We start from the raw sequence: 25,993 nt of genomic DNA, 5'->3' as shown, positions 1-25,993 counted from the left end.
CACATGCCCTACCTGTCGAAAATTGCCCTCAACCCGCGCCGCCGTGCCGCCGTGACCCTGCTCTCCAGTCCGCACCGCCTGCACGCCGCCATCCTGTCCGGCCTCGCCGAGCAACCCGTCACCGAACGCGTCCTGTGGCGCCTGGACAGCAACACCCAGCACCGGGCCGACATCCTTGTCCTCACCGAGAGCCGCCCCTCCTGGGCCCACCTCGTCGACGAGGCAGGTTGGCCGGGAGCCGACGGCGGCGCTCCGCTCATCGCCGACTACACACCGCTGCTGGAACGCCTTGCCCACGGCCGTGAGTTCAGCTTCCGCCTCACCGCCAACCCCGTCCAGAACGTCCCCCGGCCCAGTCGGCCGAGCGAAGAGCAGGCCGCCCGCCTGAAGGAAGGAGCCGACAACGGCAGCCGACACCGCGGCTTCCGCGTCGCCCACCGCACCGCCGCCCAGCAACTCGAGTGGCTCCTCAAGCGGTGCGAACGCCACGGCTTCACCATCCCCGACGCCATCACCACACCCTCCGCCCCCGGTTTCCACACCGAAAACCAGGACCTGTCCGCCGGACCCGCGGTGACCATCGTCAGCCGCGAAATCCTTCGCTTCCGCAAGCGTCCGGACGGCCCCCGGGTCACCCTGTCCACCGCCACTTTCGAAGGCCGCCTCCGCGTCACCGACCCCGATACCCTGCGGGCCTCCCTCCTCGGCGGTATCGGCCCTGCCAAGGGCTACGGACAAGGCCTGCTCACCCTCGCCCCGCTCCGCACCAGCGAGGCAGAGCATGCCTGAGCCCTGGTGGCGGACCGGACCGCAGGACCTCCACCGGCTCGAGGACCGCATCAGCAGCCTCTATGCCGAGCGCTGCCACATCGACCGCGACGACAACGCCATCGTCCTGGTCAACAAGGCCCGCACCGTTCACGTGCCGGCCGCCTGGCTCGCCGTCCTCCTCATCGGACCCGGCAGCCGGATCACCCATCCCGCCGTCACCCTGCTCGCCGACTCCGGCACCGCCGTGTGCTGGGTCGGCGAGCAGGGCGTACGTCTGTACGCCACCGGCACCAGCACCGCACGCGGCTCCCAGCTCCAGCTCCGCCAGGCCTGGCTGGTCACCCGCCCCAAGGAACGCGTCGCCGTCGCCCGCCGCATGTACGACATGCGCTTTCCCGGCGAGGACACCACGCGCCTGACCCTCCAGCAGCTCCGCGGCCGAGAAGGCACCCGCATCCGCCGGCTCTACGCCCAGCACGCCGAGCGGACCGGGGTGCCCTGGACCAAACGCGACTACAAGCCAGGTGACGCCTTCGCCGCCGGTGACGACGTGAACCGACTTCTGTCCGCCGCCAACTCGGCCCTCTACGGCATCTGCCACGCAGCCATCACCGGACTGGGCGCCAGTCCCGCCCTCGGCTTCGTCCACACCGGCAACGCCCTCTCCTTCGTCCTGGACATCGCCGACCTCTACAAGGCCGAGTTCACCATCCCTCTCGCCTTCGACCTGGCGGCACAAGGCCTCACATCGGAGCGCGACGCGCGTACCGCCCTACGGGACGCAGCCGTGCAGGGCAAACTCCTGCCCCGCATCGTCTCCGACATCAAGCAACTCCTTGTCCCTCACGGCAGCGACATGCCGGACGAGGACCTCGGCGCCCTCTGGGACGACGGCGACACCGTCGTCAGCAGCGGCCGTAACTGGAGCGCCACGCACCACCTCGACATCATCCCGGAACCCACCGACCCCGCCCCCGCAGGGACGGCCCCGTGAGTGCCGGAACGACTGTGGTCGTGCTCATCGCGGCCCCACCTGGGCTCCGCGGACACCTCACCCGCTGGTTCGTCGAAGTGGCCGCCGGCGTCTACGTCGGGAACCCCAACCCTCGGATCCGTGAACGCCTCTGGAGTGTCCTTGCCGAGCGCATCCACGATGGACAGGTGGTCATGATCGAACCAGCGACCACGGAACAGGGCTGGACCGCCCGCACCGCCGGGCGTGACCGCTGGACCCCCGTCGACTTCGACGGCCTGACCCTCATTGCCCGCCCGCGCCAGAGCGGACAGCCCTGGCGGCCCGCGAACGAGGTAAAGCAAAATGGCATGATCACCTAACAACACCGCAGGTCACGAAGTGTCGTCCCCGCGCCTGCGGGGGTAGCTCCGGTATCCGCGCGTGTCGCATCTGTCCGAGACGGTCGTCCCCGCGCCTGCGGGGGTAGCTCGGTCGCCAGGCGACCGGTGGTGCCCCCGTCGGTGTCGTCCCCGCGCCTGCGGGGGTAGCTCCTTGCCCCCGCAGCACGGAGCGAACGGCTCGCAGTCGTCCCCGCGCCTGCGGGGGTAGCTCGATCTGATAGTTGCGGTTCTGCGCCACTCCGGCGTCGTCCCCGCGCCTGCGGGGGTAGCTCCCGTGGACGACAGCGACCAGAACGACCATCCGGGTCGTCCCCGCGCCTGCGGGGGTAGCTCTCCTGCGGACGCTGCTGACCACACCGGGCGTGCGTCGTCCCCGCGCCTGCGGGGGTAGCTCGCGCCAGAACAACGCCAATGCTCGCTACTTGAGGTCGTCCCCGCGCCTGCGGGGGTAGCTCCTCGCCGAACGCCGCGCCATGCTCGCCGAGGCGGTCGTCCCCGCGCCTGCGGGGGTAGCTCCCAGCCGGCCTCACCGGTCGGCCTGCCGTTCGCGTCGTCCCCGCGCCTGCGGGGGTAGCTCCTTCTTTCGTCTGGTGTGGTCAGGGGCTTCTGGGTCGTCCCCGCGCCTGCGGGGGTTTTTCCCAGGCCACCTACGGGTTCCGGGGCGCCACGGACCCGTCCCTGCACACGCGGGGGGTAGTTTTTCGGCTCGTGCGCCGCTCCGGGTTCTTCTCTGTCGTCTCGGGACCCGGGGGCATAGCTCCATTGAGGGGCACTCATGTCGCTCACAAGGGTCGCTTCCGTCGGTGCCTACGGTCCCCGAAGTCCTGTATTCACCGGTGAGGTCACGCGTTGCCCAGCTGCTTGGCCGAGGCGCCAGTGGGCACCGCAAGCGCGTACGACCGTTCCCGGATGTGGCGCACGACCTGTGAGTCGGGGCCGTGGATGTCGCCGGCGATCGTCAGCAGGTCGGCGCCCAAGCGCTGCCGGTCGGCCTCCGGCGGCATGGCTCGCCACAAGCTGTAGGCGCGGCGGGTGGCCGCCTCGACGTCGGGGTGCCCGGGGCCCTGGATGGTGACGCGCAGCTGCGCCGCGTGCAGGTACCACGACAGGCCGGACGGATGGTCCCCGGCGAGGGCGGCCAGGTAGCCGCGTACTTCGCGGACCTGGATCGTGTGCAGATGCAGTTCTCCGTACTCCGCGGTGACGTCCTCGTCGAGCCGGGCGGCCAGGGCGGCGGCATCCGCCAGGTGCCCGGTCCGCGCGGTCTCCGCCACCTTGACGAGCCGGGCGCGCAGCGTCTCGGGAGCAAGTCTCGACGGGGACGGCGCGGCCCCGGACGCGGGCGCGTCCCAGAACTCCGGCGTCACCGTTCCCCAGGGGCGGTAGAGCGGCTCGGACATGGTCGGACTCTCCTGCCGTGGGACGAGGTTCACCGGTCCACCACCCGGCGGACCTCGGTGACGCGGGTCAGGTAGCTGGTGCTGTAGCGCCAGCTTTCGTACGTGACGATCCGGGTCTTCACCCCGGTGCGCGGCGCCTCGACGATCAAGCCGTTGCCGATGTACATGCCGACGTGCCCGGGCCGTGCGTCCGAACCGTCGGACCCCGCGTTGAACACCAGGTCGCCCGGCTCGGGCTTGTCGATGCTGACCTGTGTACCGATGCCGACCTGGTCGTACGTCGTCCGCGGGATGCTCACCCCGGCCGCCCGGTAGGCCTGTTGCATCAGGGAGGAGCAGTCGCACCAGTGGGCCGGGTTCTTGCCCAGCGCGTCGGTGCAGTCCCCGCCCAGCTGGTACCAGCCTCCTCGCTGCTTCAGCGCCCAGGCCACGGCCACGCGTACTTCTCTCGGTGTCCCCTCGGGCAGTTCGTAGCCGGCGGGCAGGGCGCCGTTCTCGCTCGAGGCCGGGGCGGCGAAGTCGGCCGACATCCTCATGATGTTCTGCACGTAGTGGTAGGTCTGACCGCCGGCGAACGAGGGCGGCGGTACGCCCTTGTACTGGTCGACCCGGCCCCAGCCCGCGTTGTACGCGGCGAGGGCGAGCTCGATCGGAGAGCTGTTGTACTGCGGATGGGCCTTGCCCTTCATCAGCAGGGAACACATCAGGCGGCCCTGGGCCGGAATGGCGTCCTCCGGTTCCCACACGTCCTTCTTGCCGTCGCCGTTGCCGTCCACTCCCCATGTCGCCCAGGTGCTCGGGATGAACTGCGCGATTCCGTCCGCGATGGGATCGCCGTTCTCGTCCTTGGACTGTGCGTGAGGATTGAAGCCGCTCTCCTGCTTGATCTGCGCGGCGAGCACGGCGGGGGAGAGCCCCTCTCCACAGTCGGCGGCCGCCTGCAGGATGAGCGGTGCGTACTGCGCGGGCACCCCACCCTTGCCGATCCGTAGCCCTCCGAACGGGTTGCCGACCCTGCCGTCGCCGTCCTCGTCAAACGTGGTGACCAGCAGCACGAGGCTCAGCCCCAGCGCGACCGGCGTCGTCGCGAATCCCAGACCGAGGGCCAGCAGTCCCCGCTTGACCTTGCCTGCCACGCGGCACCCTCTTGACGTGCATGCAGATTTGCTCCCTCAAATCTGAAATTCAGACTCCGAGAGGGGAGTCGACGGCTGCATCGTAGCGTGACGATTCATGACCGTGCGCAATCTCGGCACATCAGGGTGATGCGGCGTTCTTCCTTGCTGGGCAGGCCAGTTGTCCGTGTAAGGTTCCCGGCGGTGCCGGGTCGGCGCCGACTGTCGCGATGGAGTGGCTTACGCAAATTGCATACGGAGGGGTAGGGGGATGGCGCGCAAACAGACTGATGCCGTCCCGGTGCTGCCCGTGGGCGCGCGATTAGTGGTTCCGGTGATGGCCGCCACCGGGGGAAGCGGCCGCACCACGGTCGCGAGCCTCCTGGGTGCCGGACTGGCCTCGAGCGGTTCCACGGTGGTCCTGGACCTCGCTCCTCGACTGTCCTCTCCCTGGCCCGCCCGACTCGCCGAGCAGCAGGCGGGCGGGCTGGCGGTGCTGCCGTCCGACCAGCCGTTGACGAGGTCCGCTGTTCAACAGGCGTGCGCCGCCAACGTGGGGGCCGACGGCTCCACGTGGCACATCCTGTCCGACGGGCGGGAGTGGCACAGGCAGCCCTTGGCCCTGCCCGAGAACCCCGCCGCCTGGTACCAGTTGGCAGCGATCGGCGGCTGGCAGGTCGTCGTCTCGGACACCGTCCATCCGCTCGCCCACGACCTCCTGAGCGCCCGCTGCGCCGGCGAGGCCGGCCGGACACGTGGCTGGTACGACCTGCCGTACGCCGTGCCCGTCCTGTGTGCGACCGCCAGCGCCCAGGGCATGCGAGCCCTGCAGCAGGCGGTCATGGCCCTGCACGCGGAAGGCCTCCCGCTTCACCGCACCGTCGTCGCCCTGATCTCCACCGGCGAGGGCCGTCCGCCGGTGGCGGTGCGGGCCGGGGCGACCATGCTCACGTCCCGCACCGCCGCGGTGGTGCAGGTGCCCTACGACCCGCACATCCGCGCACATGCCCTGGCCGCCGCCCGCTTGCGTCCACGCACCCGGCAGGCCGCCGCTCAGCTCACCGGGGCCGTCCTGGCCGCGGCACATGCCGCCTGGGGCCATCCGCTCCCGGACGCGCCGCAGCCCGCCCCCGTCATCCCCGCCGTCACCGCTTCTTGACGAGGAATCGGATATGAGTCAGCTCCTGGCCACCCTGAACACCGTCGCCGCCGACCCGCACTGGCACACCCTCGCCGACGCGGTTCCGGACGTCACCCCGCAGATGCCCAAGGACGTCGACAAGCCGGTTCAGGACATCCTGAACTGGACCGCCGGGCTCGGCCTGGCAGCGGCCGTCCTCGGCGGCCTGCTCGGCTGGGCCGCGGTGGCCGTCGGACACAACAGCGAACGGGCCGCCCTGGCCGCCCGCGGCAAGCAGGCGATTCTCTGGAGCCTGCTCGGGGCCGGCGGCATCGGCGTCACCGCCGCGCTGGTGACCACCTTCTACAACATGGGCACGTGAGGACGGCCCGGTGAGCGACATCAAGACCCGCAAGGCCCGGCTCGTGCTCGCCGGGCTCGGCATTCTGGTGGCCGGTGCGCTGGCCGGCGGGGGCATGACCGCGGTCACGATGCTGGGAGGGGACGACGAGCCTCGTCCCGGTAGGCCGTCACCCGTGCCCACCACGGTCGGCCCGTCGACGCCGGCCGAGAGCCGGCAGGCGGCGATGACTCCGGACAAGGCCCGCAAGCTCGTCCTCGAGAAGCCGACCGGTCAGAAGGACGGGTTGTCCAACGGCTTCTCCAAGGGCCCCGTAGGCGCGATCTCCACCGCCGTCCACTTCTGGGAGGAGTACACCTTCCTCGACGACCGGAAGGCCCGTCAGCAACTGGAGGCGATCGTCTCCTTGGACGCCCGGGGATACGTCGACGAGCAGGTCTCCGAGGTGCGCAAGCTGCGAGAGACGGTCGGCCTCGCGCCGTCCGGTGGTACGCCGGCCGGAGTCACCTTCAGCACGACGGTCAACGCCGTCAGGGCGACGTCCTTGACCGGCACCGAGGGGAAGGTCGTGCAGGTCTGGATCAACTACGACCGGTACGCCACGACGGCTGACGGCAGTCCGGACGACGAACCACTCAAGGACGAGGACACCGACCTGCTGCTGAAGTGGCAGGACGGCGCCTGGAAGATCACGAACGAGCCCGAGTACTGGGAGAAGCGCTCCTTCCCCCGTGCCTACTTCCCCGACTCCCACGTCTCCTGGGCAGACGGCTGGCAGCAGGTGAGGCATGCGGACTGAGCACTCAGCCTGCTCGCCGTCCCGGCTCGTCCTTCTGCTGACCGCCCTTCTGATCTGTCTCGGCACCGGTTCGAGTACTGCTCCGGTGGCCCTGGCCAAGGACGATCCGGAGTACCACCTCGACGTCGGACCCGACAGCGGCAAGCAGTGTCCGGTCGACTGGAGCGGCGGGGCGCCCTGCGGCATCGACACGCAGGGCAACTACTGCCTCTACGACGAGATCAACGACGACAGCGTCTGTCGTATGCCGGAAGCCGGCGAGATGCCGGGCTCCATCGGACTCTGCGAGGACGCGGGCGGCGAGAAGTCCCCGGAGTGCGGCGACGAGGAGTGGGCGGCGCTCGAGAAAAAGAAGCTGGAGAAGTGGCGCAGGACCAACCTCGCGCTCGTACAGAAGGGCGAACTCGACCAGGCCGAGTTCGACACGTGGTTCACCTTCCTCGAGGGGTGCGTCGACAAGGGATCGTCGCTTGCCTTCTGCAAGGACGAGGCCTACAAAAAGCATGGACCGATCGGCGAGCAGACCCTTGGCGACTGGGTCGGCGAGAAGGTCTCCGAGCTGGCGCGGGACGCTCTGGAAGAGGCGGCGCAGTACATCGGCAACGCGGTGGTGTGGCTGCTCGAGCAGTTCGCCGACGTCTTCAACGACGCCTCCACCATCGACCTCGACAACACGGGGATCAGCGAGCCGATGGGCATCGCCACGGCGCTGTCCGCCGTCCTGGCCGTGTTCCTCCTGCTGCTGCAGTTCGGGAAGGTGTCCCTCAGCCACCGCGGTGAACACGCGGCGACGGCGATCTTCGGCCTCGCGAAGTGGGCGCTGATCACCGCGGCGTACTGGACGGTGACCACGACCGCACTGCAGATGTCCGACGCGATTTCCACCTGGATCATCGACTACTCCTTCGACGGCGGTGAAGGCGTCAGTGCGGACGAGGCCATGAAGGCCCAGTTCGGCAAGCTGTTCGGCGGCCTGATCATCGGCGGTGGAGGCGCCGCCACAGCAGGCGGTGCGCTGGTCACCGGCCAAGGCGTCACCGCGGCCGCCGTCGCCGTGGTCATCGTCATCGGCATCGTGTGCATCCTGGCCATCGGCGCGCTGTGGATCGAGATGATCCTGCGGCAGGCCGGCATCATGATCCTCGTCGCCACCATGCCGATCGTGCTGGTCGGGCAGATGTCGGACGCCACGAAGGACTGGTGGCCCAAGGCCCGCGACGCGTTGCTGGCGCTCATCCTGATGAAGCCGATGATCGTGTTCTGCTTCTCGATCGGCTTCTTCGCCCTCGCCGAGGGCGAGGGCATGCAGAACGTCATCGTGGGCCTGGTCATCTTCCTGACGGCGTGCTTCTGCTGGCCCGTCCTGGCGAAGTTCATGACCTTCTCCACCCTCGGTGCCGGCGCCGCCGTGGCAGGCGGACTGATCAGTTCCCTGGGTTCGTCGGCTGCCTCGGTGGGCGGCGGCTACCGGCCCGACCTCGGCGGTGCGGGTGCCGTCGGCGGTGGCCCCGCCTACACGCGGGCCCTCGAGCGCGACAACACCCGGATCCAGACGAGCGGCTCCCACGCCCAGGGAGGCGGGGGTTTCTGGACCAACGAGTCGCTCAAGGCCCGTATCAAGGGCCCCGGCGGCCGCCTCGGCACCCGGGTGGCCGGACCACTCGGTCTGGGGCTGCAGGCTCTCTCCGTGGGCAAGGACACCCTCGAGTCCGGCATGGCCAACACCGCCGCGCACGCCGGGCTCGACCACGCCTCTCCCGGTGGCCGTCACGTGGTCGTTCCGCCGCGCGGCCCGGACACGGCGAGCCTGCCTCCGGCCGTCCAGGAGCACCCACCGCAGCCGCGGCCGGACACCGCGCCGGTGATCACCGGCCCGCCGAACACCGACGTCCCGTCACCGAGGGAGGGATAGCCGATGTCCCGCTCCACCCCCGTCACCTACGGCGGATGGCAGTCCGAGCGCAGCGGGTTCATGGGACGGCTCTCCGGAGCCGGCTTCGCCCTCGTCGTGGGCGGATGCGTGCTGCTGCTCACGCCGGTCAACCTCGGCAGCTGGACGGCCGCGCTCGTGTGCCTGCCCCCGGCCGCCGTGCTGTTCGCGCTCGCCTTCGGCCGGGTGCTCGGCCTGAGCGCCGACGAATGGGTCCTTCTCGCAGTGAGGCATCAGATCAACGTGGCCACCAGGCGCACCATCTTCCAGTCCGGGGCGTTCGCCCCTCGCTCGAAGACGACCGGGCAGCAGCCCATGGACCTGCCCGGCGTGCTGGCCCGGCTCCGCTTCCTGGAGGCACCCGACGGTCTCGGCGGCACCCTGGGCGTTTCGCACGACCCGGTGGCGAACACCTACACGGCGGTGGCCCGGATCACCTTCCCCGGCCTGGCGCTGATCGACAGCGACCGGCAGACCGCCCGGGTCGCGGCGTGGGCGGGTTTCCTGCGCGGCTTCTGCACCGAGGACTCGCCGATCGTCCGGCTCGCCGTGCACCAGCGGTGCCTGCCCGACGACGGCGCGGCGCTGCGTTCCTGGACCGACCGGCATCTGGCGGCGGACGCCCCCAAGGAGGCCGTGGCCGCGCTCACGGAGTTGATGGAGGGCGCCGGCCCCGCTGCCACCACCCGCGAGTCCTATCTGTCGGTCACCCTGTCCGCGTCCAAGGCCCGGCTGGCCGTCAAGGGCGCCGGCGGCGGACAGGCCGGCGCTGCCGCGGTCCTCGTCCGCGAGCTGCACGCGATGCACAGCGCGCTGTCCTCGGCGAGCCTGCAGGTCGTCGAGTGGCTCGCTCCACGCGCCCTGGCCCAGGTGGTGCGCACCGCGTACGACCCGGAGGCGCAGCTGATGCTCGCCACCCGCAACGCCGCCGCCCAGGCGCCGGACTGGCAGGGCCTGGACCCCGGCGTGGCCCCCGAGCTGGCGGGCCCCGCGCATGCCGAGAGCGACTGGGGCACCTACCGTCACGACGGCGCGTGGACCGTTTCCTACCAGGTCCGTACCTGGCCGCAGGCGGACGTGTACGCCACCTTCCTGCAGCCGCTGCTGCGGCCCCGGCAGAACGCCCGCCGCAGCCTGAGCATCGTCTACGAGCCGATCGGACCCCGCCGGGCCCGTCAGGACCTCGCCCGTGAGAAGGCCAAACGGGAGTCCGCCCGCGCACTGCGCGCCAAGACCGGCCAGGACGATTCCGCCGACGAGCTGCTCGAGTCCCGGAAGGCCAGGGCGCAGGACGTCGCCCGCGCCTGCGGCCAGGGCGTCGTGCGGCTGACCGCGGTGCTCGCCGTCACCGTCACCGACCTGGGCGAACTCGAGACCGCATGCGCCGAGCTGCAGGCGGACGCGGCCGCCTCCGGACTGGAGCTGCGCCGCATGTGGGGCGCCCAGGACGTCGGCTTCGCGGCCGCCGCGCTGCCGTTGGGCCAGGGACTGCCGGACCGGAGGATCGGGTTCTGATGCCGCCGTTGTCGTTCAAGCGCCGCGACGCCGGCGACACCTCGCTGAAGGCGTCCGCGCTCGGTGAGGCCACCGGCCTGGAGCAGCGGCCCGCACAGGCGCCGCCACCGGCGCCGAGCGCCCGAGACCAGCGTCGCGCGAGGCTGCTCGAAGACCCCGAGACGGTCATGCGGGTCGCTCCCGCAATGGGCTGGGCACAGCCGTACGCGGGGCGCGCCGCCTCACTGCCCCGCGTCGAGGCCGTGCGCGTGGACACCGCCAACGCCGCGGGTGCCTACCCGTTCCTGCACGCCGCCTCCCTCCCGCCCGTGGGTGCGTACATCGGGCAGAACACCCTGACCACCGAGGCGTTCAGCGCGCACCCGGCGGTGTGGGTGAAGGAAGGACTGTGCACCAACCCCAACGTGATGATCACCGGCATTCCGGGCAGCGGGAAGAGCGCGCACATCAAGGCGCTGTGCTTCCGGCTGATGGCGTTCGGCCACCGGGCCCTCATCGCGGGTGACGTCAAGGGCGAGTACGCCGCCCTCTGCCGCCACCTGGGTGCGGAACCGGTCCGGCTCGGCCCCGGCCTGCCCGGCCGCGTCAACCCGCTGGACGCCGGACCGCTCGGCCAGGGCCTGGACCGCATCAAGGACCCGGGCGAGCTGAACAACCGGCTCAGGGAGATCCACCGCAGGCGGCTGACCCTGCTCAAGGCCCTGCTGGAGCTGCAGCTGCGCCGCACCCTGCTGCCGCAGGAGGAGGAGGCGCTCGACGTCGCCGTACGGGAGGTCTCCGGCGAACTGCACGGGCAGACCCGGCTCGAGACGCCGACGCTGCCGCTCGTCTACGACAAACTGCGCGACCCCACGGACGCCATGGCCGCGGAGCTGCGCGTGCGCGACGGCGAGGTGCAACGGGCACGCGAGCAGATGGAATGCATCCGCTCCGCCCTCGGCGCCATGGTCAACGGTCACGTCGCCGGACTCTTCGACGACCGGACCAGCATCGGCCTGGACTGGGACGCCCCGATCCAGAGCGTCGACGTCTCCGCCCTCGAGCAGTACGGCGACGAAACCGTGGCCATGGTCCTCACCTGCGTCTCGTCCTGGGCGCAGGCCGCCATCGACCGGCCCGGCAACCGGCCGTGGATCGTGGTGCGCGACGAGCTGTGGCGGCAGATGCGCTCCGGCGGGGCCTCCCAGGTCAAGAAGATCGACGCCGACCTGCGGCTGAGCCGCGCGAGCGGCACCATCCAGATCCTCGCCACCCACCGCCTGAGCGACTTCGAAGGGGTCGGCGCCGCCGGATCCGAGGCCGTCAACATCGCCAAGGACCTCATCAGCTCGTGCGAGACCCGCATCCAGCTCGCCCAGGACACCCGTCCACTGGCCATCACCCGCGAGGCGATCGGCCTGGCCGACGCCGAATGCGAGCTGATCGGCTCCTGGGGCGCGGGGCAACGCGGCCGTGCCCTGTGGAAGGTCGGCCGCGGCGGAGGCTCGCACGCCGTGCAGCTGATGCTCTCCCACACCGAGGAACAGCTCTTCGAGACCGACGAGAAGATGGTGATCTAGCCGTGGCCGACAGGCCCGCAGGCAGCGGGCTCGACGACAACACGCTGCTCGCCGCGTACGGCGCCGGCCTCGCCGTCGCTCTCGGCGGGGCGGTGCTGCTGGCCGGACCACTGGCCGCGCTGCTGGCCGGGCGTGGCTGGGCGCGCTCCGGCGCGAGCCTGCCGGAAACCGTGCTGCGCGCCGTGGTCGACGGGCCCGGTTCGGTCTTCACCCCGGCCCCGCCCGGCCGGCTGTTCTACCCGCTGGTCGCGATGCTGCTGCTGACGTTCTTCCTGCTCCTGCTCAAGGCCGTCACCAAGCTGAACCTCGGCGGCGGGTCCACCGGCGGCGCGCAGTGGGGCGGCGCGAAGGTCGAACGCAGGCTCAAGGCCCCGCAGGACCCCGCCCGGCGGGCCAACCGCATCACCGCCGGCCGCGGCGCGCACACGGGCGCGATCGTGGCCGCGCAGCCCAACATCTCGGCGACCGTGTTCGGCGTGCCCGGCAGCAGCAAGACCACCGGCCTGGTCCTGCCCAACGCCGCGGAATGGCAGGGGCCTCTGGTGGTGACCACCACCAAGGCCGCCGACCTCGACATCATCAACGCCCGCCGCCGCGCCCTCGGCCCCATCTGGGTGATCGCCCCCGCTGGCATCCCGGGCCGGGAGACGAACAAGTGGTCGCCGGTGGAGTACTGCACCGACGCCAAGGCCGCCGACCGCATGGCCGCCTGGATGGCCGAGTCGTCGGCGTCCGGGGACAGCAAGCGGGCCGCGCCCTGGATCGACCAGGCCAAGAACATCCTCAAAGGCGTACTCCTCGCCGCGAACCTCTCCGGCGGCGGCATCAACGCCATGCGCCGCTGGCTCTCCCTGGGCAAGGACGCCGTCGACCACGTCCGCTCCGTACTCCAGCAGCACGGCTACACCGAGGTCGCCGACGACTACGCCTCCCCCTGGCTGCGCCTGCACGAGGACGGCATCGGCTCCATCCAGTTCAGCCTCAACGTCCTCGCCCGCGTCTACGCCGACGAGGAGGTCCGCGAGACCTGCGCCGGCACCGACTTCACCGTCGAGGACCTGCTGACCAGGAACGGCACCGTGTGCCTGATCGCCTCCGAGGCCGACGCCGAACGCTTCGCCCCGCTGCTGACCTCGATCATCGCCTCGATCATCCACGGCGCCGAGGTCGCCTACAACACCACCGGCAAGCCCCTCGACCCCGGACTCGGCGTGCTGGTCGACGAGGCGGGCAACATGCTGCGCTACCCCCGCCTGCCCAACATCCTCACCACCGGCCGCGGCATGGGCATCGTCGTGCTGACGGTGTGGCACGACCTGTCCCAGCTGCGCGACCGGCTCGGCGTGCAGAAGGCCAACACCGTGCTGTCCGCGAGCGGCCTGCGCATGCTGCTGCCCGGCTGCGGCGACCTGGAGACCCTGCGGTACTTCTCCGGCCTGTACGGCCGCACCGAGACCCTGCGCACCTCGCACGGCCGCTCCCGCGGCGACTTCACCACCAACACCTCACCCACCGAAACCGACCTCGCGCCGGTCCACTCCCTGCAGCAGCTGAAGGAGTTCACCGCGATCGCGCAGTACTCCAACCAGCCCCCGATCAAGGTGAAGATGCGACTGACCTTCCGCGACCGCGACCTCAAGCGGCTACTGTCGGCACCCCGGCCGGCCACCGGAACCGAGCCGGTGACCTCGGACAAGGCAGCGGCACCCGTAGCGGGGGAGGCGGACCGTGACTGACTTCCCGGACAACCCGGCGTCCCTGTGGCCCGCCGTCCCGCCCGCGCAGACCGAAGCGCCCCCGCCGCGGCGCTGGGTGTGGTCGGCCATGGAACCCCCCGAACGCCGTGCCCGGCTGCGCGAACTGCGCACCTGGGTGGAGTGGCTGCGCCACACCGCCGAGCTGCACAACGACATCCCTCCCTGCTGGTACCGACACCGCTGGGTACGGGAGATGCTCACCGCCCTCTACGTGGGCTGGCTGCGCACCTACGAGGGCGAGAAGACACCGGGACGCGAGCTTGCCGAAGCCGAGTGGATCAACACACTGCACGCCTTCAGACCGCACATGAAGCTCCCCGCCTGCGTCAGCGGCCACCAGGAACCTCCGCTGCCCCCGCCGCCGAACCCGAAGGCCGACGAGGAGTGGGAGCTGTACCTGGCCACCTCCACCGACACCACGGATCCGGCACGGCATCCGGCTGAGGCTGAGGTGCGGCGGATGACTGCCGAGCTGGATCCGCCGCTGTAGCTGTGGGAGGGCTCGGTGCACGCGGCTTGTCCGGACGAGAGGGCCACCACCCGCACGGTCTTCCTCAGATGAAGCGCAGCCTTCTTCGCTACCTGCGGCATCGGCCGTTCGGATGTGTCTTGACGGACAACGACTGACCGATCATTCAGAATGAGTTGAGCTGCGGATCTTGTGCTCGACGATCTTGGTCGGAAGGGTGCCCGGGGACGCTCCTGACGACCTGTGGGAGCGAGTGGCTCCGCCGCTGCTACCTCGCTCATGAGCGGCGCTGCCGCTATCCCGGGCGGCTGCGCGTTTCCTGGCCGAGCGGCACTCGCCGGAGTCTTGTACGTGCTGCGAGTGCCGCGTGGCGTGATGTTCCCGCGGGGGCGGTGGGCTGCTCCGGTGTGACGGCCTGGCGTCGACTGCGGGACTGGACCGAGGCCGACGTGCGGTCGCGCCTGCATTAAGCGATCAGTGAAGCGCTCCACCGAGATACGATTTCGGTGGAGCGCTTCAGTCGCATGCAGGCCTGCCTCGATATCAAAGATCAGTTATCGAGATTCACTTTCACCGACGCGCCGCAATACAGACTGCAGGCGGCCAATCGCAGCCTGGGCCTCAGACCGTTCCTGAGGATCAACCCAGCTTCGCCAGAACCAGCCGTCTGCAGGCAAGACCACTTCCAGCGCCCGGACGGCAGATGATGCCAAGGCTTGCGTGATTGGTTTCGCTAGCCATTCTGTGATGCCCGGATATTCCTCGTTCCAAGTCAGAGAGTGTCCGGCAGGGATATTTGCCGCAACCACGGCTGCAGCAGCCATTACTTCCTCTGGAAGTACCGAGGAAGAGGAGCTCCCGCCACCCTCAACAGCAGAACGGAACGTGCTCTGCACGACCGCTAGCCGTTGCGGAGCCGACTGTTCTTCCAGCCCATCGAGGAAGTCCTCGGCCGTGTCGCTGTCGAACGGACCTGAACCCCATGTTCCCATCACTAACTCCAGTTAGAGGCTTACGGTAGGTATCCGCCAATTGGAACTTCGATTTCTGGGTCTCTTCGGTTAAGGAGAGTTCCACCTCTCGCTTTAACGCCCTCCATCATGGTCTGCTCCATGCGGCGGATCGCCGTCTTGCTTGTCCCGGTAGGCAGAGTGAAGTAGGTGACATTCACCACGTCATTCGATTTATATCCGGCCTTGCGGACTGCATGTTTGGATCTCATTGACTTATTCACTCGTTCTCTAATGCTTGACGTTGAACTTCCTACGTATTTCGTTCCATCTTTGAGGTGAATGGTGTAGATGCCCGGCTCGGTCGGCACATTAAATTTCGTGCCGGGGCCACAATTTGAGTTGTGAACCAGGATCGGCGTGGCGCCCGCCAGCACATAGTACGTGTGGAGGTCGTCGACAGTGAGGTTGTAGGTGCGGGCGTGCTTGGTGTACTTGCGGTTTGCTGTGACGATGACGGTGTCGCCGTCGTCGGTGAGCAGGGTCATCCCGGGCGTGAGGGCGCCGGCTTCGACCCAGTCGCTCTCAGAGGGGGACCAGAAGGGGTGTTCGTGAGTTGCTGTGAGCTTTTCGATACCCCTGTCAGTAGCTATGGAGAGTTCATTGAAGTGCTTGTCGTCTTCCGTGCGGATGAGGCGGGTGACTTCTCGCGGCCCTGACTCGCCGGTTGCTGGGTCGGTCGCGATTACTTCGTCGCCGAGGTCGACGTCTTCGATTTCCTTCGTCGATCCATCGGCCATGAGGACATCGGTTTCGGCGAGGAAGCAGTTACAGCCACTCGGGGATCGGCCTCTGGTTCCGCGCCCCCCTGTAAATTCCTCAGCGGCTACAAGAAATGCCGCTGCTATTTCTCTGCCGATACTGTAGCCATCGGGGCAGGATCCTCCGTACACCTCGCGGCACGCGAAGTTCTTGGCCTTGTAGAGGTACGAACTTGTCAGTGGGATGCTCGTGTCATAGCAGGACGGCCCTGAGCAACCTGCTGCGAGGTGTTGGTTGAAGACATCCGCCAGAACGGGCAGTTCTTTCCATGTCGCCGGGACCGACAGACCCGCGTGGAGTCCTACTTTGCCGTCCCTGTTCCAGTCGTATCCGTACGACTCGCTCGGCGCTTCGCTGGGGTTCGCGTAGTAGTAGTTCTCGAACGCCTTTCTGAGGCTCTTCCTCTCTTTCTTGCTCCCCCAGTCTGCATCTGAGCAGACAATGGGGTCACAGCCGCCACTGCGCGGCATTGCGTTCATGAGCCCAGTGGGATCACTGATGGTGAGCGGGTTGTTGTTTCCGTAGCTGTAACCGTTGAGGGACAGGGGGTCTGCAGTGTTGAGGATGGGGTCGACGCTGATGAACTGACCCAAAGAGGGGTCGTATTCGCGGGCATCGATGTGGGTCAGGCCAGTGGTTTCGTCCCGGGTCTTGCCAAGGAAACCCTTGTCGTCGGGCCAGGGGCCGTACTGGGGCTTGCCGCGGTCGGCGCCGAAGGGGGTGGTGTAGCGCTTGGTGAAGGTGAGGGTGCTGTCGCGGTTGATGGCCAGGTGGGAGGTGCCGTGGTGGTCGCTGACGAGGTAGGTGACCTTGGTGGTGCCGGTCTGGTTGGAGCGCATTGCGGCGGTGATGCCGTCTGCTGCGTAATAGCGCTGGGCCCAGGTGGTGCCGTCGGCGCGGAGGTGGAGTTCGGTTGCGCCGGCGTAGAGAACGCGTTCGCCGTTCTCGGTGGTGCGGATGAGGAGGGTTCCGTCGGCGCCGTACAGGTAGCCGGTGGACTGGTCGCCCTCGGTGAGGCGGGTGAGCTTGCCCTCTTCCGACCAGGTGAGGTTCTGGGTGGTGTTGTCCGCGACACCGGGGCGCTGGGTGGTGTTGCCGGTCGTATCGTAGGTGTAGGTGCGTTCGGGGCTGGTGCAGTCCGTTCCGGTGGTGGTGCCGGTGAGGGTGTGGGGCTGCTCGTTGTTGGTGTAGCAGTAGGTGGTTTTGGTGGGGGTGCTGGTGTGCTTCGTTTCGGTGGTGCGCTGGCCTGCGTTGTTGTAGGTGTAGCTGGTCCAGTAGGGGGCGGGGCCCGAGAGCGCGGTGGCGCTGGGGGTGTCGGAGCAGTTCTGGGAGGCGGGTGTCCAGGCTTCGGTCAGGCGCTGGTGGGCGTCGTAGGTGAAGCACTGGGTGTCGGCGCTGCTGGTGCCTCCGAGGGTGGTGCTGTCGCGGACCTGGGTGACGTTGCCGGTCTGGTCGTAGGTGTAGGTGAGGTCTTGCGGCCGGTAGGAGTGGACTTGGTCCTGGACGTAGCGGTGGGTCAGGCGGCCTGTGCCGGTTTCGAAAGTGTTGGCGATGAAGAGGCTGCTGTCGCCGGTGCCCAGGGTCAGTGTCTGCGGTTGGGCCAGGGCGGAGTAGTCGAGGTCGGTGAGGTAGCTGCCGATCGAGGTCAGGTTGCCGAGGCTGTCGTAGTTGTACGAGGTGTCCTCGTCGGGCAGGCCCCCGAGCGCGGGTGCCCTGGTGCGCTGCACCGCGCCCGGGATGTTGTAGTCCGTCTCGGACTTGATCGTGGCGGGCTGGCCGGCCGCGACGAACGGGTCGGTGGCCGGTAGCCGCAGTTCGGTGCGGGTGGCGCGGCCCATGGTGTCGTAGGCGGTGACGGCCTGGGTGTACGCGGCGCCGTTCTTGCCGCCGATGTAGCGGGTGATGTCGGTGGGCTGGCCCTTGAGGAGGGTGTCGTAGGTGTAGCCGGTCAGCTGGTTGGCGTCGGTCTTGGTGCCCGCCCAGGTGCCGGTGGGGCGGCCCAGTTCGTCGTAGGCGCTGAGGATCGACTTGCCGCGGGAGTCGGTGGTCTTGATGACCTGGTCGAGGTCGTTGTACTGGGTGGTGGCGTTGCCCTTGTCGGGGTCGTCAGCGCTGGTTTGGCGGCCGAACAGGTCGTAGTCGTAGGACCAGGTGGCGCCGTCGGGGCCTGTGACGGTCTTCTGCTGGCCGTCGAGGGCGTAGGTGAACTTGGTGGAGGTGAAGGTGGCTCCGGGGCCGGTGCCGAAGTCGGCGTCAGCGGGGTTCACCGCGGCGTAGGAGCGGGTTTCGGTGGTGCGGCCGCGGATGTCGGTGATGGTGCGCTGTGCGGAGCCGCCGTCGAGGGCGGTGGTGGCGGTGGAGTTGCCGGTGTAGCTGGTGTTGGTGACCCACTTCTTGACGCCGTTGACGTACAGGGTGCTGGTGGTGGGCCGGCCGGCGCCGTCGAAGACGGTCTCTGTCTGCTGGGGTGCTCGGCCGTACTCGGATCGGGTGTAGGTGCCGTTGGGTGTGCTGGCGCTGTCGAAGATGTCTGCGTAGGTCTCGTAGGCCAGGCCGCGGGTGTCGTAACGGATATCGGTCAGCAGCCGCCCGCCCTCTGGGGTCGGCAACTGAGTCTGCAGCTGCCGCAGTAGCGAGTCGTAGAGCGTGTAGCTCGTGGTGTAGGTCTCGCCGTCGTTGGTCAGCGTTGAGGCCGATACCCACGACGGCTTGGTGTTCTCCAGGTGGTAGGCGAACTTCGCGTTGGGGGTCTGGTTCGCGGGGTCCCGGTTGGGCAGCCACACGGTGGTGAGGCGGCCCAGCGCGTCGTAGGCCTGCTCGGTTTTCTTGGAGTTGATGTCGTAGCTGCGGTATTCGAGGCCGCGTCGGGGGTCGAGGAAGCTGACCGAGCGGTAGCCCTTGGGGTCGGTGGTGAGTGTTCTGGTCAGCGGACCGGAGTCGGCGGGGGTATAGGCGGTGGAGGTGGTGCGGCCTGCGGTGTCGGTGACGCTGACGGGCCGGCCGAGAACGTCGAAGGCGGATGTCGCGACGGTCTGCCACCCCGTGGGGATGCGCTCGCCGGTTGTGTCGGCGGTCGCCGCGTACCCGGTGGCTCGGCCGGTCCAGGTCGCCTCGCCCTTGGTGGGCTTCTGGGTGGCCGACCATGCCGTGGCGCCGGCATTGTCGTAGACGATTGCGGAGTCCGAGAGGACATCACCGCGGGAAGCGGACGTCGCGGGCAGGTTCAGGCTGGGGTCCGTGATGGAGCATTCCCGTGCGACGGTGCGCGTGCGGGAGACCAGGCTGTTGATGCCGGCCGCGTCGTTGCGGGCGTACCAGGTGCGGGTGCAGGTCTCGTCCCCGCCCAGGCCCTTCTGGCCGTAGTCGTCGAGGGAGGTCACCATGCCGAGGGCGTCGTACCGCTTCGTGGCGACGTGGGTGCGCCAGCTGTTCGTGGCGGTGAGGTGGGTGCTGGTGTAGGTGACGGTGTCGCGGACCCACTGAGAGGTGTGGGCGGCGGCGTCAGGGACGGTCTGCGTGCCGGTGCGACGGTAGGTGTAGTTATGGAAGGTGGTGCTGACGGGCTGGGTTCCGTTGTAGGTGACCTGCTGGCGCAGGTGTCCCTGGTACTGGTTGCTGTCCGCGACGGCCGTGAAGTCGACATCGGTGTCCAGCAGCGGCTCGACGGAGACGCTTTTGGTGGTGCCGTCGGCCTTCTTGTCGCCGTCCATTCCCTGCAGGTAGAGCGAGACGGTCTTGGTGCGGGTGCCGCCGGCGGCGCCGGTGTAGGCGGTGACCTTCTGATAGCCGCGCCAGTCCGACCAGGTCCGTTCGTCCTTCGGGGTGAAGGGGTCGTCGCTGTGGTGCCAGGCGGCACCGCTGTAGGAGTAGGCGTGTTCCACGGCCGGGTTGCCGGCGGCCGGGTCGTGTACGCCGATGGCGGTGACGCGGTACTTGTGGAACCAGTCGATCGCCGCGTTCTCGGCGCCGTTGATGTGCCAGTACTGGGGGTAGCAGGAGCGGGTGTTGGCGTCCGGTGCCGCCTCCAGGACCTCGCTGCGCTTGCACTCCGGGGAGGTCAGGGTTACTTCGGTGATCGCGCCGGTCTCGGAGGTGACGGTCAGGATGCGGGGACGGGTCAGGGGCAGGATGTCGTCGGTGGCATCGACTCGGTTGGGCCGCATCTGGTAGGTGAAGGTGATCGGGTCGACCGTGATGCTGGTGTCGCCGGCCTTCGCGGTCCGCTTGAGGGACTGCAGGGTCAGGACTTGGTCGGAGCTGTCGCCGATGTCACCGCCGTCCAGGTACTGACCGGTCAGAGCCCAGGAGTCCACCGGGTCGTAGGCGCTGCTGGTGGCGTTGTAGGAGAAGGTGCTGATGCCGGTCAGCCGCTTGCGGGTGAAGAAGGAGGCGCCGGCGGCGTTGCATTCGGCGTCGTCCTTGGAGCAGATCGCGTCGAACGGAACGTCCGGCCAGTTCTCGGCGGTGTCCTTGGTCAGGCTGGAGCAGTCGGAGGCGGTGCAGCGCTCGGCGTAGGTGAACGTGACCTTGGCGTCGGCCTTGTCGGTGAACAGGGCGTCCCTGCGTAGGCCGTACTCGATGCGGTTGAGGTAGCCGCCGCGAACATAGGGGGTGCCGGCGGTGGTGGCCTTGTTCTTCTTGTAGTAGTTCGATTCCTTGGTGTACCAGTGCGTGGACGCATTGCCGCGGGTGTCTTCGACGTAGTCGAGGTTCCAGCGCCAGGCCTGGTTCAGGGCGCGGTCGGCGAAGGTGTCACCTGAGGTGTAGCCGGGTTCGCCGGAGTCGTCGCCGAAGACGGGGACGGTCCAGGTGGAATTGGTGCGCTGGGTGTCGGCGCCTTCGAGCTTGCTCAGGCCGAAGACGTACTTGGTGCCGTCGCCGGTGATGACGGTCCAGTACTCGCCGTTGTCGTCGCCGTTGTCCGCGCCGGTGGAGCGGGACACGGTGGAGGCGTCGTCGTCCTCGAGGTGCCACGTGCCGGTGGTGTTGTCCTTGATCAGGCGGGTCGACCTGCCGTTGAGGACAAGGCTCGCGTTGTCGTACTTCCAGCACTGGTCGAAGACGTCGTCGTGGCCGTCGTCGTCACAGGAGCCGTATGCGCGGCTGATGTAGGACTCGGTGAGGGAGAAGCCTTCGCCGACCGTGGTGGTCTGGTTGTTCGTGGTGGCGGTGCGGCCGTCGACGCTGCCCGAGTCGTAGGACAGGGACAGGGACGGCACGGGGCCGGCCGCGGCGGGCGGCATGGTGAAGTCGTGGGACCAGGAGAAGGAGCCGGAGCTGCCGCCGGCCTGCCAGGACGAGGACTCCGACAGCTTCGTCGCCGAATAGTCGCCCGCGCCCTTGGGGGACTGCCCCGCACCGGCGGAAGCAGCGGTGACTGCCAGGACCGTCGCGCTGGACCCGACGCTTTCCGAGCCGCCCCGCAGTTGGGTGGACGGGCCGTCCTGCACCGGCTGTGTGAGAGCGACCTGTGCTGAGACGGTCTGGTTCTTGAGGTCGTTGTGTGACGGCAGTGGCGTCTGCGTACGGCATTCAGCCCGGTCCGGGCTGGTCAGTGCGCAGGCCGGCATTTGCACGATCCGCAGGCGCTGGGACCAGCCGCCGCCGATGGCGGAGGCGAACGCGGAGTAGTCGACGCTCAGGCTGGCCGAGCCGGGGCTTTGCGCCGCCGCCGTCAGCAGGATGCCGGTAACGCCTGCCTTGCGGGCTGCTTTCTGGTCCAGGACGGTGACCTGCGCGTCACCGGAAGCCGCGCCGGAGACAGCGGTGGGACGCTGCTTGCGAGAAGCTGGTTTCAGGGTGACGGGGACACCGGCCGGTGCCGCGGTGCGCTGTGTGCCGGGCTTGAGAGCGAGGGTTGCGGCGCCGTCCTGTGGCCAGTCGGCTTTCCGCTCCTTGGCTGCCTGTTCCGCTTGCGCGGTGTTGGCCTTGCGCGCCTTGGCGACCTTGGCACGGGCCTTCTTCGCGCCGGGCCCGTCGAATGCTTTGACCTTGGTCGCCGGTGTCCCGGCCACGTCGGGTCGTCCCAGGCCGTCTGTCTCCACAGCCTGGGCTACCTGCGCCAGGCCGGTGGGCACGACGAGTGCCAGAACAAGCGACTGCGCCAGCAGCCGGCCGGCTCTGCGCCGTGCCCCCTCCCCGCGTCGCCTTGAGGTGCCTATGCCAAAGACCATGATTCTCGCCCCACCCAGTTCCTGAATCTCGGGAAGTTCCGCACATCGCCCGCAGCCCCCCTGCCGGGTCTGCCGCGTTCTCCGTCCGGCGACGACCAGCCGCTGACGCGGTCGGTCCTCACCGAACGCCTCGTCAGTCGCCCACGGCTTCGCCGATCTGCTCCTCGGTGGCCATTGCGCCGGTCCAAAGGCGTGCCTCGGTCACGCTGACAGGCAGGAAGTGCTGCCAGGCGTCCTTGGAGAGGCCCTTACCGAGGGTGAACTCCCCTGTTCCGGCCTTCGCCGTGAACACCTGCGGATCCCCGTTGGCGGTGCGACTCAGATAGAGGCTGATCTTGTCCGCTTGCGCGTCGAAGACACCAGTCAGCCGGACCATGCCGTCCATCACTGCTTCCTCCGTGGAGGAAACCGCGCTGAACGTGCCGTCGGCGTTCAGCCGACCGAAGCGCCAGTAGCCCGTCGGGACGGTCTTCTCCTCCAGCGCCTCCTCGTCCCACACGGTCTTGTCCGCCCCCCGCTCGAACCAGATGCCCCAGGCCGAGCCGTCTGCGGCGCGCTGGCCCAGGACCTGGCCGGTGTAGCCGACCGGCTTCGCAGCCAGTTTGGCCAAGTCGAGGGCCGACAGGGTGGTGACGGTGAAGGAGCCCGTGTCGTCGATGACCGGCCCTGCGGTTGATGCCGAGTCGTCCGTGCCGTCGAACACCATCGCCTCGCCGTTCAGGACTGCCCCGCCGGCCAGGGCCAGCGACCGGCCGTAGCCGGACGTGGTGTCCGGGACGGTGGTGCCGCTGCCGCGGTCGGCCGACCAGTCGGCGACCAGTTCCACCGCCGCACGGTCCGGCGAGTTCATCAGCCGGGCCTCGTCGGCGATCAGGTCGCCGGTCAGGGCCTGCTGCCAGACGGTGACCTCGTCGATGGAGCCGGCGAAGTAGTCGGTGTAGGCGTCCCGCCACAGAACGCGGCCGATCTGCAGTGGACCCTCGGCCGCCCAGGCCGCGGACACCGTGTCACTGCCCTGCAGGCGGCCGTTCACATACAGGCTGATCTGCTTCGCGGAGGCGTCGTAGACGGCCGCAAGGTGGGTCCACACGCCGCGTGCTGCCGGCTGTGTGGCCGTCACCCTCTGCTCAGTGATGTTGCCGCCCGCATCGTCAGCGGGGGAGGTGCTCAGCGTCCACGTCTTCTCCGCCTCCCGGTAGGTGAGGTAGAAGCCGCTGTAGAAGCCGCCGTCCTGGCCCAGTACGGTCTGGTTCTGCGCCACGCCCGGCTTGAGCATCGCCCAGGCGGAGACCGTGTAGGAGGCGCGGGTGTCCACCACCGAGGTGCTGGTGGCGGCGTAGCCGGTGGTGCCGTTCAGGGCCAGGCCCTTGTCCGTGACCGGGGCCTGGAGCGGGGTGTCGTCGGCGTCGTGGGTGATCACACCGCGGCGGCCGCGGTTGTCCCGGGCTGCTTGTCCGTTCAGGGTCGCGTCGTCGCGGCCGTCCACGGTGGCGGAGTCGACCGCCACCCCGGAGGCTTCATCGAAGTGGTACCGGCCGATTGGGGCCTCACCGGAGTCCACGAGGAAGTCGGTCACGGACTGCTCGCCCCAGCCGAGGCTGTCCTTGGCCCGCACATACACGCGGTACAGGCCACCACGGGTCGGTGTGACCTTCGCCGTGGCGGTGGCGCCCGCCAACTCGGGCGACCACGCCGCAGTTGAGGACAGCTTGTACTGGTAGGCGGTGTTCACATCGCCGGTGGCGGGCTTGAACGTGAACGATGCCGCTACACCCGGGCCGCCGCCTGCCACGCAAGCGGCGCTGGTGCACTCGGTGTAGGGGCTGGCGATGGTGACCTGCGGGGCCTTGGGCGGCATGGAATCGACCCGGAAGTAGCAGTAGCCGTCGGAGGCGGCGCTGCTGAGGTGGTCGGCCCCGTAGTAGGACCAGGTCCACGCGTGGTAGCGGTAGAGCTTGCCGTCGGTCAGTTCCGACCACGTCAGCGACAGGGCCCGCTCGTCGCCGACATAACCGGTCGAAGGGCTCAGGGAGCCGCTCTCCGGGGTGACGACGTCCGTCCACGTCTTGTCGGCGTTCTGTACATCGACGTCGAAGTAGACCCGCAGTTGGGCCTCGCTCTCCCCGCCCGACTTGGTCTGCGCAGTGGCCTTCAGCAGGGGCGTGGGATCGGACACGATCGCCGGGTCGCTCTCACTGCGCTCGCACACCGGAGTCGTGCTGGTCCCGCCGGCCTGCAGGCCGACACTGGTGGGCTTGTCCGGCAGGCCCACGAACTTCACCGCCAGGACCGCGTCGTTCTTGAAGCGCTTCCAGGCGGCCGTGTCCGACTCGTCGTTCGCGCGGAGCTCCAGCGTGAGGCGGGAGAACTTGCCCGCCGCAAAGTCTCTGACCGTGGGGGTGAGGTTCTCGTTCGGCTCCTCGGGATTGTCGTTGAACTCGATCGGCGCGTCCGGGGAGTCGGGGTCGCAGAGCGATCCGCGACCCGCCGACACATGCCGGTCCACCATCCAGTCCAGTTCCTTCGGACGGGAGGACCAGGTGGTGGAGGATGAGATGTTGTTCGTCCGGACCAGGTCCACCCATCGGGGATCGCACTGGAAGGCCCACGGTTCAGTGATCCGGAACGTGGCGTCCAGAACCCTCTTGCCCTTGAGCTCGGCCGGCGAGAACTCGAAGTACAGCCGCTGCACGTAGCCGGGCCCGCAGTAGTAGCCGTTCCACGTGCCGCACTTGCCGGCGCCCTTGCCCTGGCCGTCGTCGCCGTTGCCCCAGCCGTAGGACTCGTAGCCGTCGCTGCGCAGCAGGGTGCGCTCCGACTCGCCCCAGGTCACCGTCGGGTCGATGAACAAGGGGAAGTCGGAGGTGGGCGTGCCGGACAGCATGTCCGCGTCCGGGATCACGGACAGTGAGTCCTTGTCGACCTCGACGTCCATCCGGACCACCGTGTCACCCTGGCCCGGCTCCAGGCCCGACCCCGACGGAGCAGTCTCCGACGGGTCGGCGGGCTCGTCCGACTGCGTGCCTTCCGCTGTGCTGGAGTCGTTCACGGTGCCGGGTTCGTCGGCGGTCAGCAGCTGTGGCTGCGTGCCGCCCTCTGTGTTCTGACCGGCGGAGTCCCACATCAGCGCCGGAGGCGCCTTGAACACGGTGGTGCCGTTGCCGTCGACCGCGGCCAGGTTGCCGGCCGCACCCTCACGGACCGTCAGGTTGCTGGTGCTCAGCCCGAAGGTGAGCTTCTGCAGCTCCTCGCCGGCTGCCGCCTCGGGAGTCTTCACCACCAGCACGTGCTGGAAGCTTTCCGAGGTTGCCGTGACCTGCAGATCGACGTCCGGCAGCACCTCCGGATAGACGGCACTGGCTCCCTCCAGGCGCGGGGCGGGCAGGGCACCGGGCCAGTCCAGGGCCAGGGACCGGCCCGCGTCCTCGATCCGCGCCAGCGGGCCGGCGTCACCACCGCCGGAGAACGTCATCTGCACCGCAGCCCCCTTCGGGCCCACGGTGCCGTCCGAGCGCTTCTCCAGCGTCGAGTCCGGCGCCGCCCAGCCGCCGCCGGTTACCGGAACACGCACCGGTACCACCGACTGCTCGAGCGTGAACGTTGCACCGTCCGGGTTCGCGAACACCGTGGTCCGCTCCGTACGCTCCCCCGCCACCTCCACCGGCTGACCGGAGGCCAGCGCCTCCTCAAGAGCCTGCTGCCCCTCAGACAACGCCGAAGCGGCAGGCTCGTCACCAGCCGCATTCGCCACCGGGCCAGGGACAGCAGACACGATCACTGCCGCGCACACCGCTGCTGTCATACCCGCTCTGATGCGGGGCCCGCGTCTTCCGCCAGGTTCTCCCGCACCGCCCTGCCACCCGGGCAACACCCCACGCCCGCCCCGAAATCGGGTC

At 68.9% G+C, this 25,993-nt stretch carries 16 protein-coding genes and 1 CRISPR repeat array; of the genes, 11 read left to right on the top strand and 5 right to left on the bottom strand.

Annotation, left to right across the window (positions count from 1 at the left end):
- The first annotated feature begins 3 nt into the window (after positions 1–3).
- The 3 genes from cas6e to cas2e are packed head-to-tail and all read left to right on the top strand — an operon-like array spanning position 4 to position 2,106.
- Positions 4–789, top strand: a complete 786-nt coding sequence (gene cas6e / locus F1615_RS33855) for a type I-E CRISPR-associated protein Cas6/Cse3/CasE (protein ID WP_149552869.1) — start codon at positions 4–6, stop codon at positions 787–789.
- Positions 782–1,765: a type I-E CRISPR-associated endonuclease Cas1e gene (gene cas1e / locus F1615_RS33850; protein WP_149552868.1), complete on the top strand. Its 984-nt coding sequence runs from the start codon at positions 782–784 to the stop codon at positions 1,763–1,765. Before cas6e ends, cas1e begins: the two co-directional genes overlap by 8 nt.
- Entirely contained in the window at positions 1,762–2,106 is a 345-nt protein-coding gene (gene cas2e, locus F1615_RS33845; RefSeq protein WP_149552867.1) for a type I-E CRISPR-associated endoribonuclease Cas2e, read from the top strand. The genes cas1e and cas2e overlap by 4 nt, the downstream gene beginning before the upstream one ends.
- 21 nt (positions 2,107–2,127) lie before the next feature.
- A CRISPR array of direct repeats spans positions 2,128–2,765; the repeat unit is 28 nt; unit sequence GTCGTCCCCGCGCCTGCGGGGGTAGCTC.
- A gap of 204 nt (positions 2,766–2,969) precedes the next feature.
- Here cas2e and F1615_RS33840 read toward each other — a convergent pair.
- Positions 2,970–3,527, bottom strand: coding sequence for a hypothetical protein (locus F1615_RS33840; protein ID WP_149552866.1), 558 nt, complete (start codon positions 3,525–3,527; stop codon positions 2,970–2,972).
- 29 nt (positions 3,528–3,556) lie between these two features.
- Entirely contained in the window at positions 3,557–4,663 is a 1,107-nt protein-coding gene (locus F1615_RS33835) for an NlpC/P60 family protein (protein WP_244328948.1), read from the bottom strand.
- 250 nt (positions 4,664–4,913) lie between these two features.
- Here F1615_RS33835 and F1615_RS33830 point away from each other — a divergent pair, with 250 nt between their 5' ends.
- From F1615_RS33830 to F1615_RS33795, 8 genes are read left to right on the top strand one after another with little or no spacing between them, the layout of a single operon-like run.
- Positions 4,914–5,801, top strand: a complete 888-nt coding sequence (locus tag F1615_RS33830) for a hypothetical protein (protein WP_149552865.1) — start codon at positions 4,914–4,916, stop codon at positions 5,799–5,801.
- A gap of 13 nt (positions 5,802–5,814) precedes the next feature.
- Entirely contained in the window at positions 5,815–6,144 is a 330-nt protein-coding gene (locus F1615_RS33825; protein WP_149552864.1) for a hypothetical protein, read from the top strand.
- Positions 6,145–6,154: 10 nt separating this feature from the next.
- Positions 6,155–6,922: a hypothetical protein gene (locus F1615_RS36685; protein WP_244328947.1), complete on the top strand. Its 768-nt coding sequence runs from the start codon at positions 6,155–6,157 to the stop codon at positions 6,920–6,922.
- Positions 6,912–8,834 (top strand): hypothetical protein, encoded by a 1,923-nt coding sequence (locus F1615_RS33815; RefSeq protein WP_244328946.1) that lies wholly within the window; start codon positions 6,912–6,914, stop codon positions 8,832–8,834. Before F1615_RS36685 ends, F1615_RS33815 begins: the two co-directional genes overlap by 11 nt.
- A 3-nt stretch (positions 8,835–8,837) precedes the next feature.
- Positions 8,838–10,367 carry an SCO6880 family protein gene (locus tag F1615_RS33810; RefSeq protein WP_149552863.1) on the top strand — a complete coding sequence of 510 codons (1,530 nt, stop codon included), beginning with the start codon at positions 8,838–8,840 and terminating at the stop codon, positions 10,365–10,367.
- The gene (locus F1615_RS33805; RefSeq protein ID WP_149552862.1) at positions 10,367–11,926 is read left to right on the top strand and encodes a type VI secretion protein; all 1,560 of its coding nucleotides are present in this window, start codon (positions 10,367–10,369) and stop codon (positions 11,924–11,926) included. Before F1615_RS33810 ends, F1615_RS33805 begins: the two co-directional genes overlap by 1 nt.
- A gap of 2 nt (positions 11,927–11,928) precedes the next feature.
- Positions 11,929–13,662, top strand: a complete 1,734-nt coding sequence (locus F1615_RS33800; RefSeq protein WP_149552861.1) for a type IV secretory system conjugative DNA transfer family protein — start codon at positions 11,929–11,931, stop codon at positions 13,660–13,662.
- Positions 13,655–14,173, top strand: coding sequence for a hypothetical protein (locus F1615_RS33795; protein ID WP_244328945.1), 519 nt, complete (start codon positions 13,655–13,657; stop codon positions 14,171–14,173). The genes F1615_RS33800 and F1615_RS33795 overlap by 8 nt, the downstream gene beginning before the upstream one ends.
- 533 nt (positions 14,174–14,706) lie before the next feature.
- Here F1615_RS33795 and F1615_RS37265 read toward each other — a convergent pair.
- From F1615_RS37265 to F1615_RS33775, 3 genes are all read right to left on the bottom strand, one after another.
- Positions 14,707–15,144: a DUF4259 domain-containing protein gene (locus tag F1615_RS37265; protein ID WP_149552860.1), complete on the bottom strand. Its 438-nt coding sequence runs from the start codon at positions 15,142–15,144 to the stop codon at positions 14,707–14,709.
- 20 nt (positions 15,145–15,164) lie between these two features.
- A complete protein-coding gene (locus F1615_RS33780; RefSeq protein ID WP_149552859.1) occupies positions 15,165–22,097 on the bottom strand; it encodes a polymorphic toxin-type HINT domain-containing protein in 6,933 nt (2,310 codons plus the stop codon).
- 133 nt (positions 22,098–22,230) lie between these two features.
- Positions 22,231–25,899, bottom strand: a complete 3,669-nt coding sequence (locus F1615_RS33775) for a LamG domain-containing protein (RefSeq protein ID WP_149552858.1) — start codon at positions 25,897–25,899, stop codon at positions 22,231–22,233.
- Positions 25,900–25,993: the final 94 nt, after the last annotated feature.

The organism is Streptomyces marokkonensis (genome assembly GCF_008312835.1).
GTDB classification, from domain to species: Bacteria; Actinomycetota; Actinomycetes; order Streptomycetales; family Streptomycetaceae; genus Streptomyces; species Streptomyces marokkonensis_A.
Note: the sequence above shows the minus strand (reverse complement) of the source record. Positions and strands in the feature narration are given on the sequence as shown.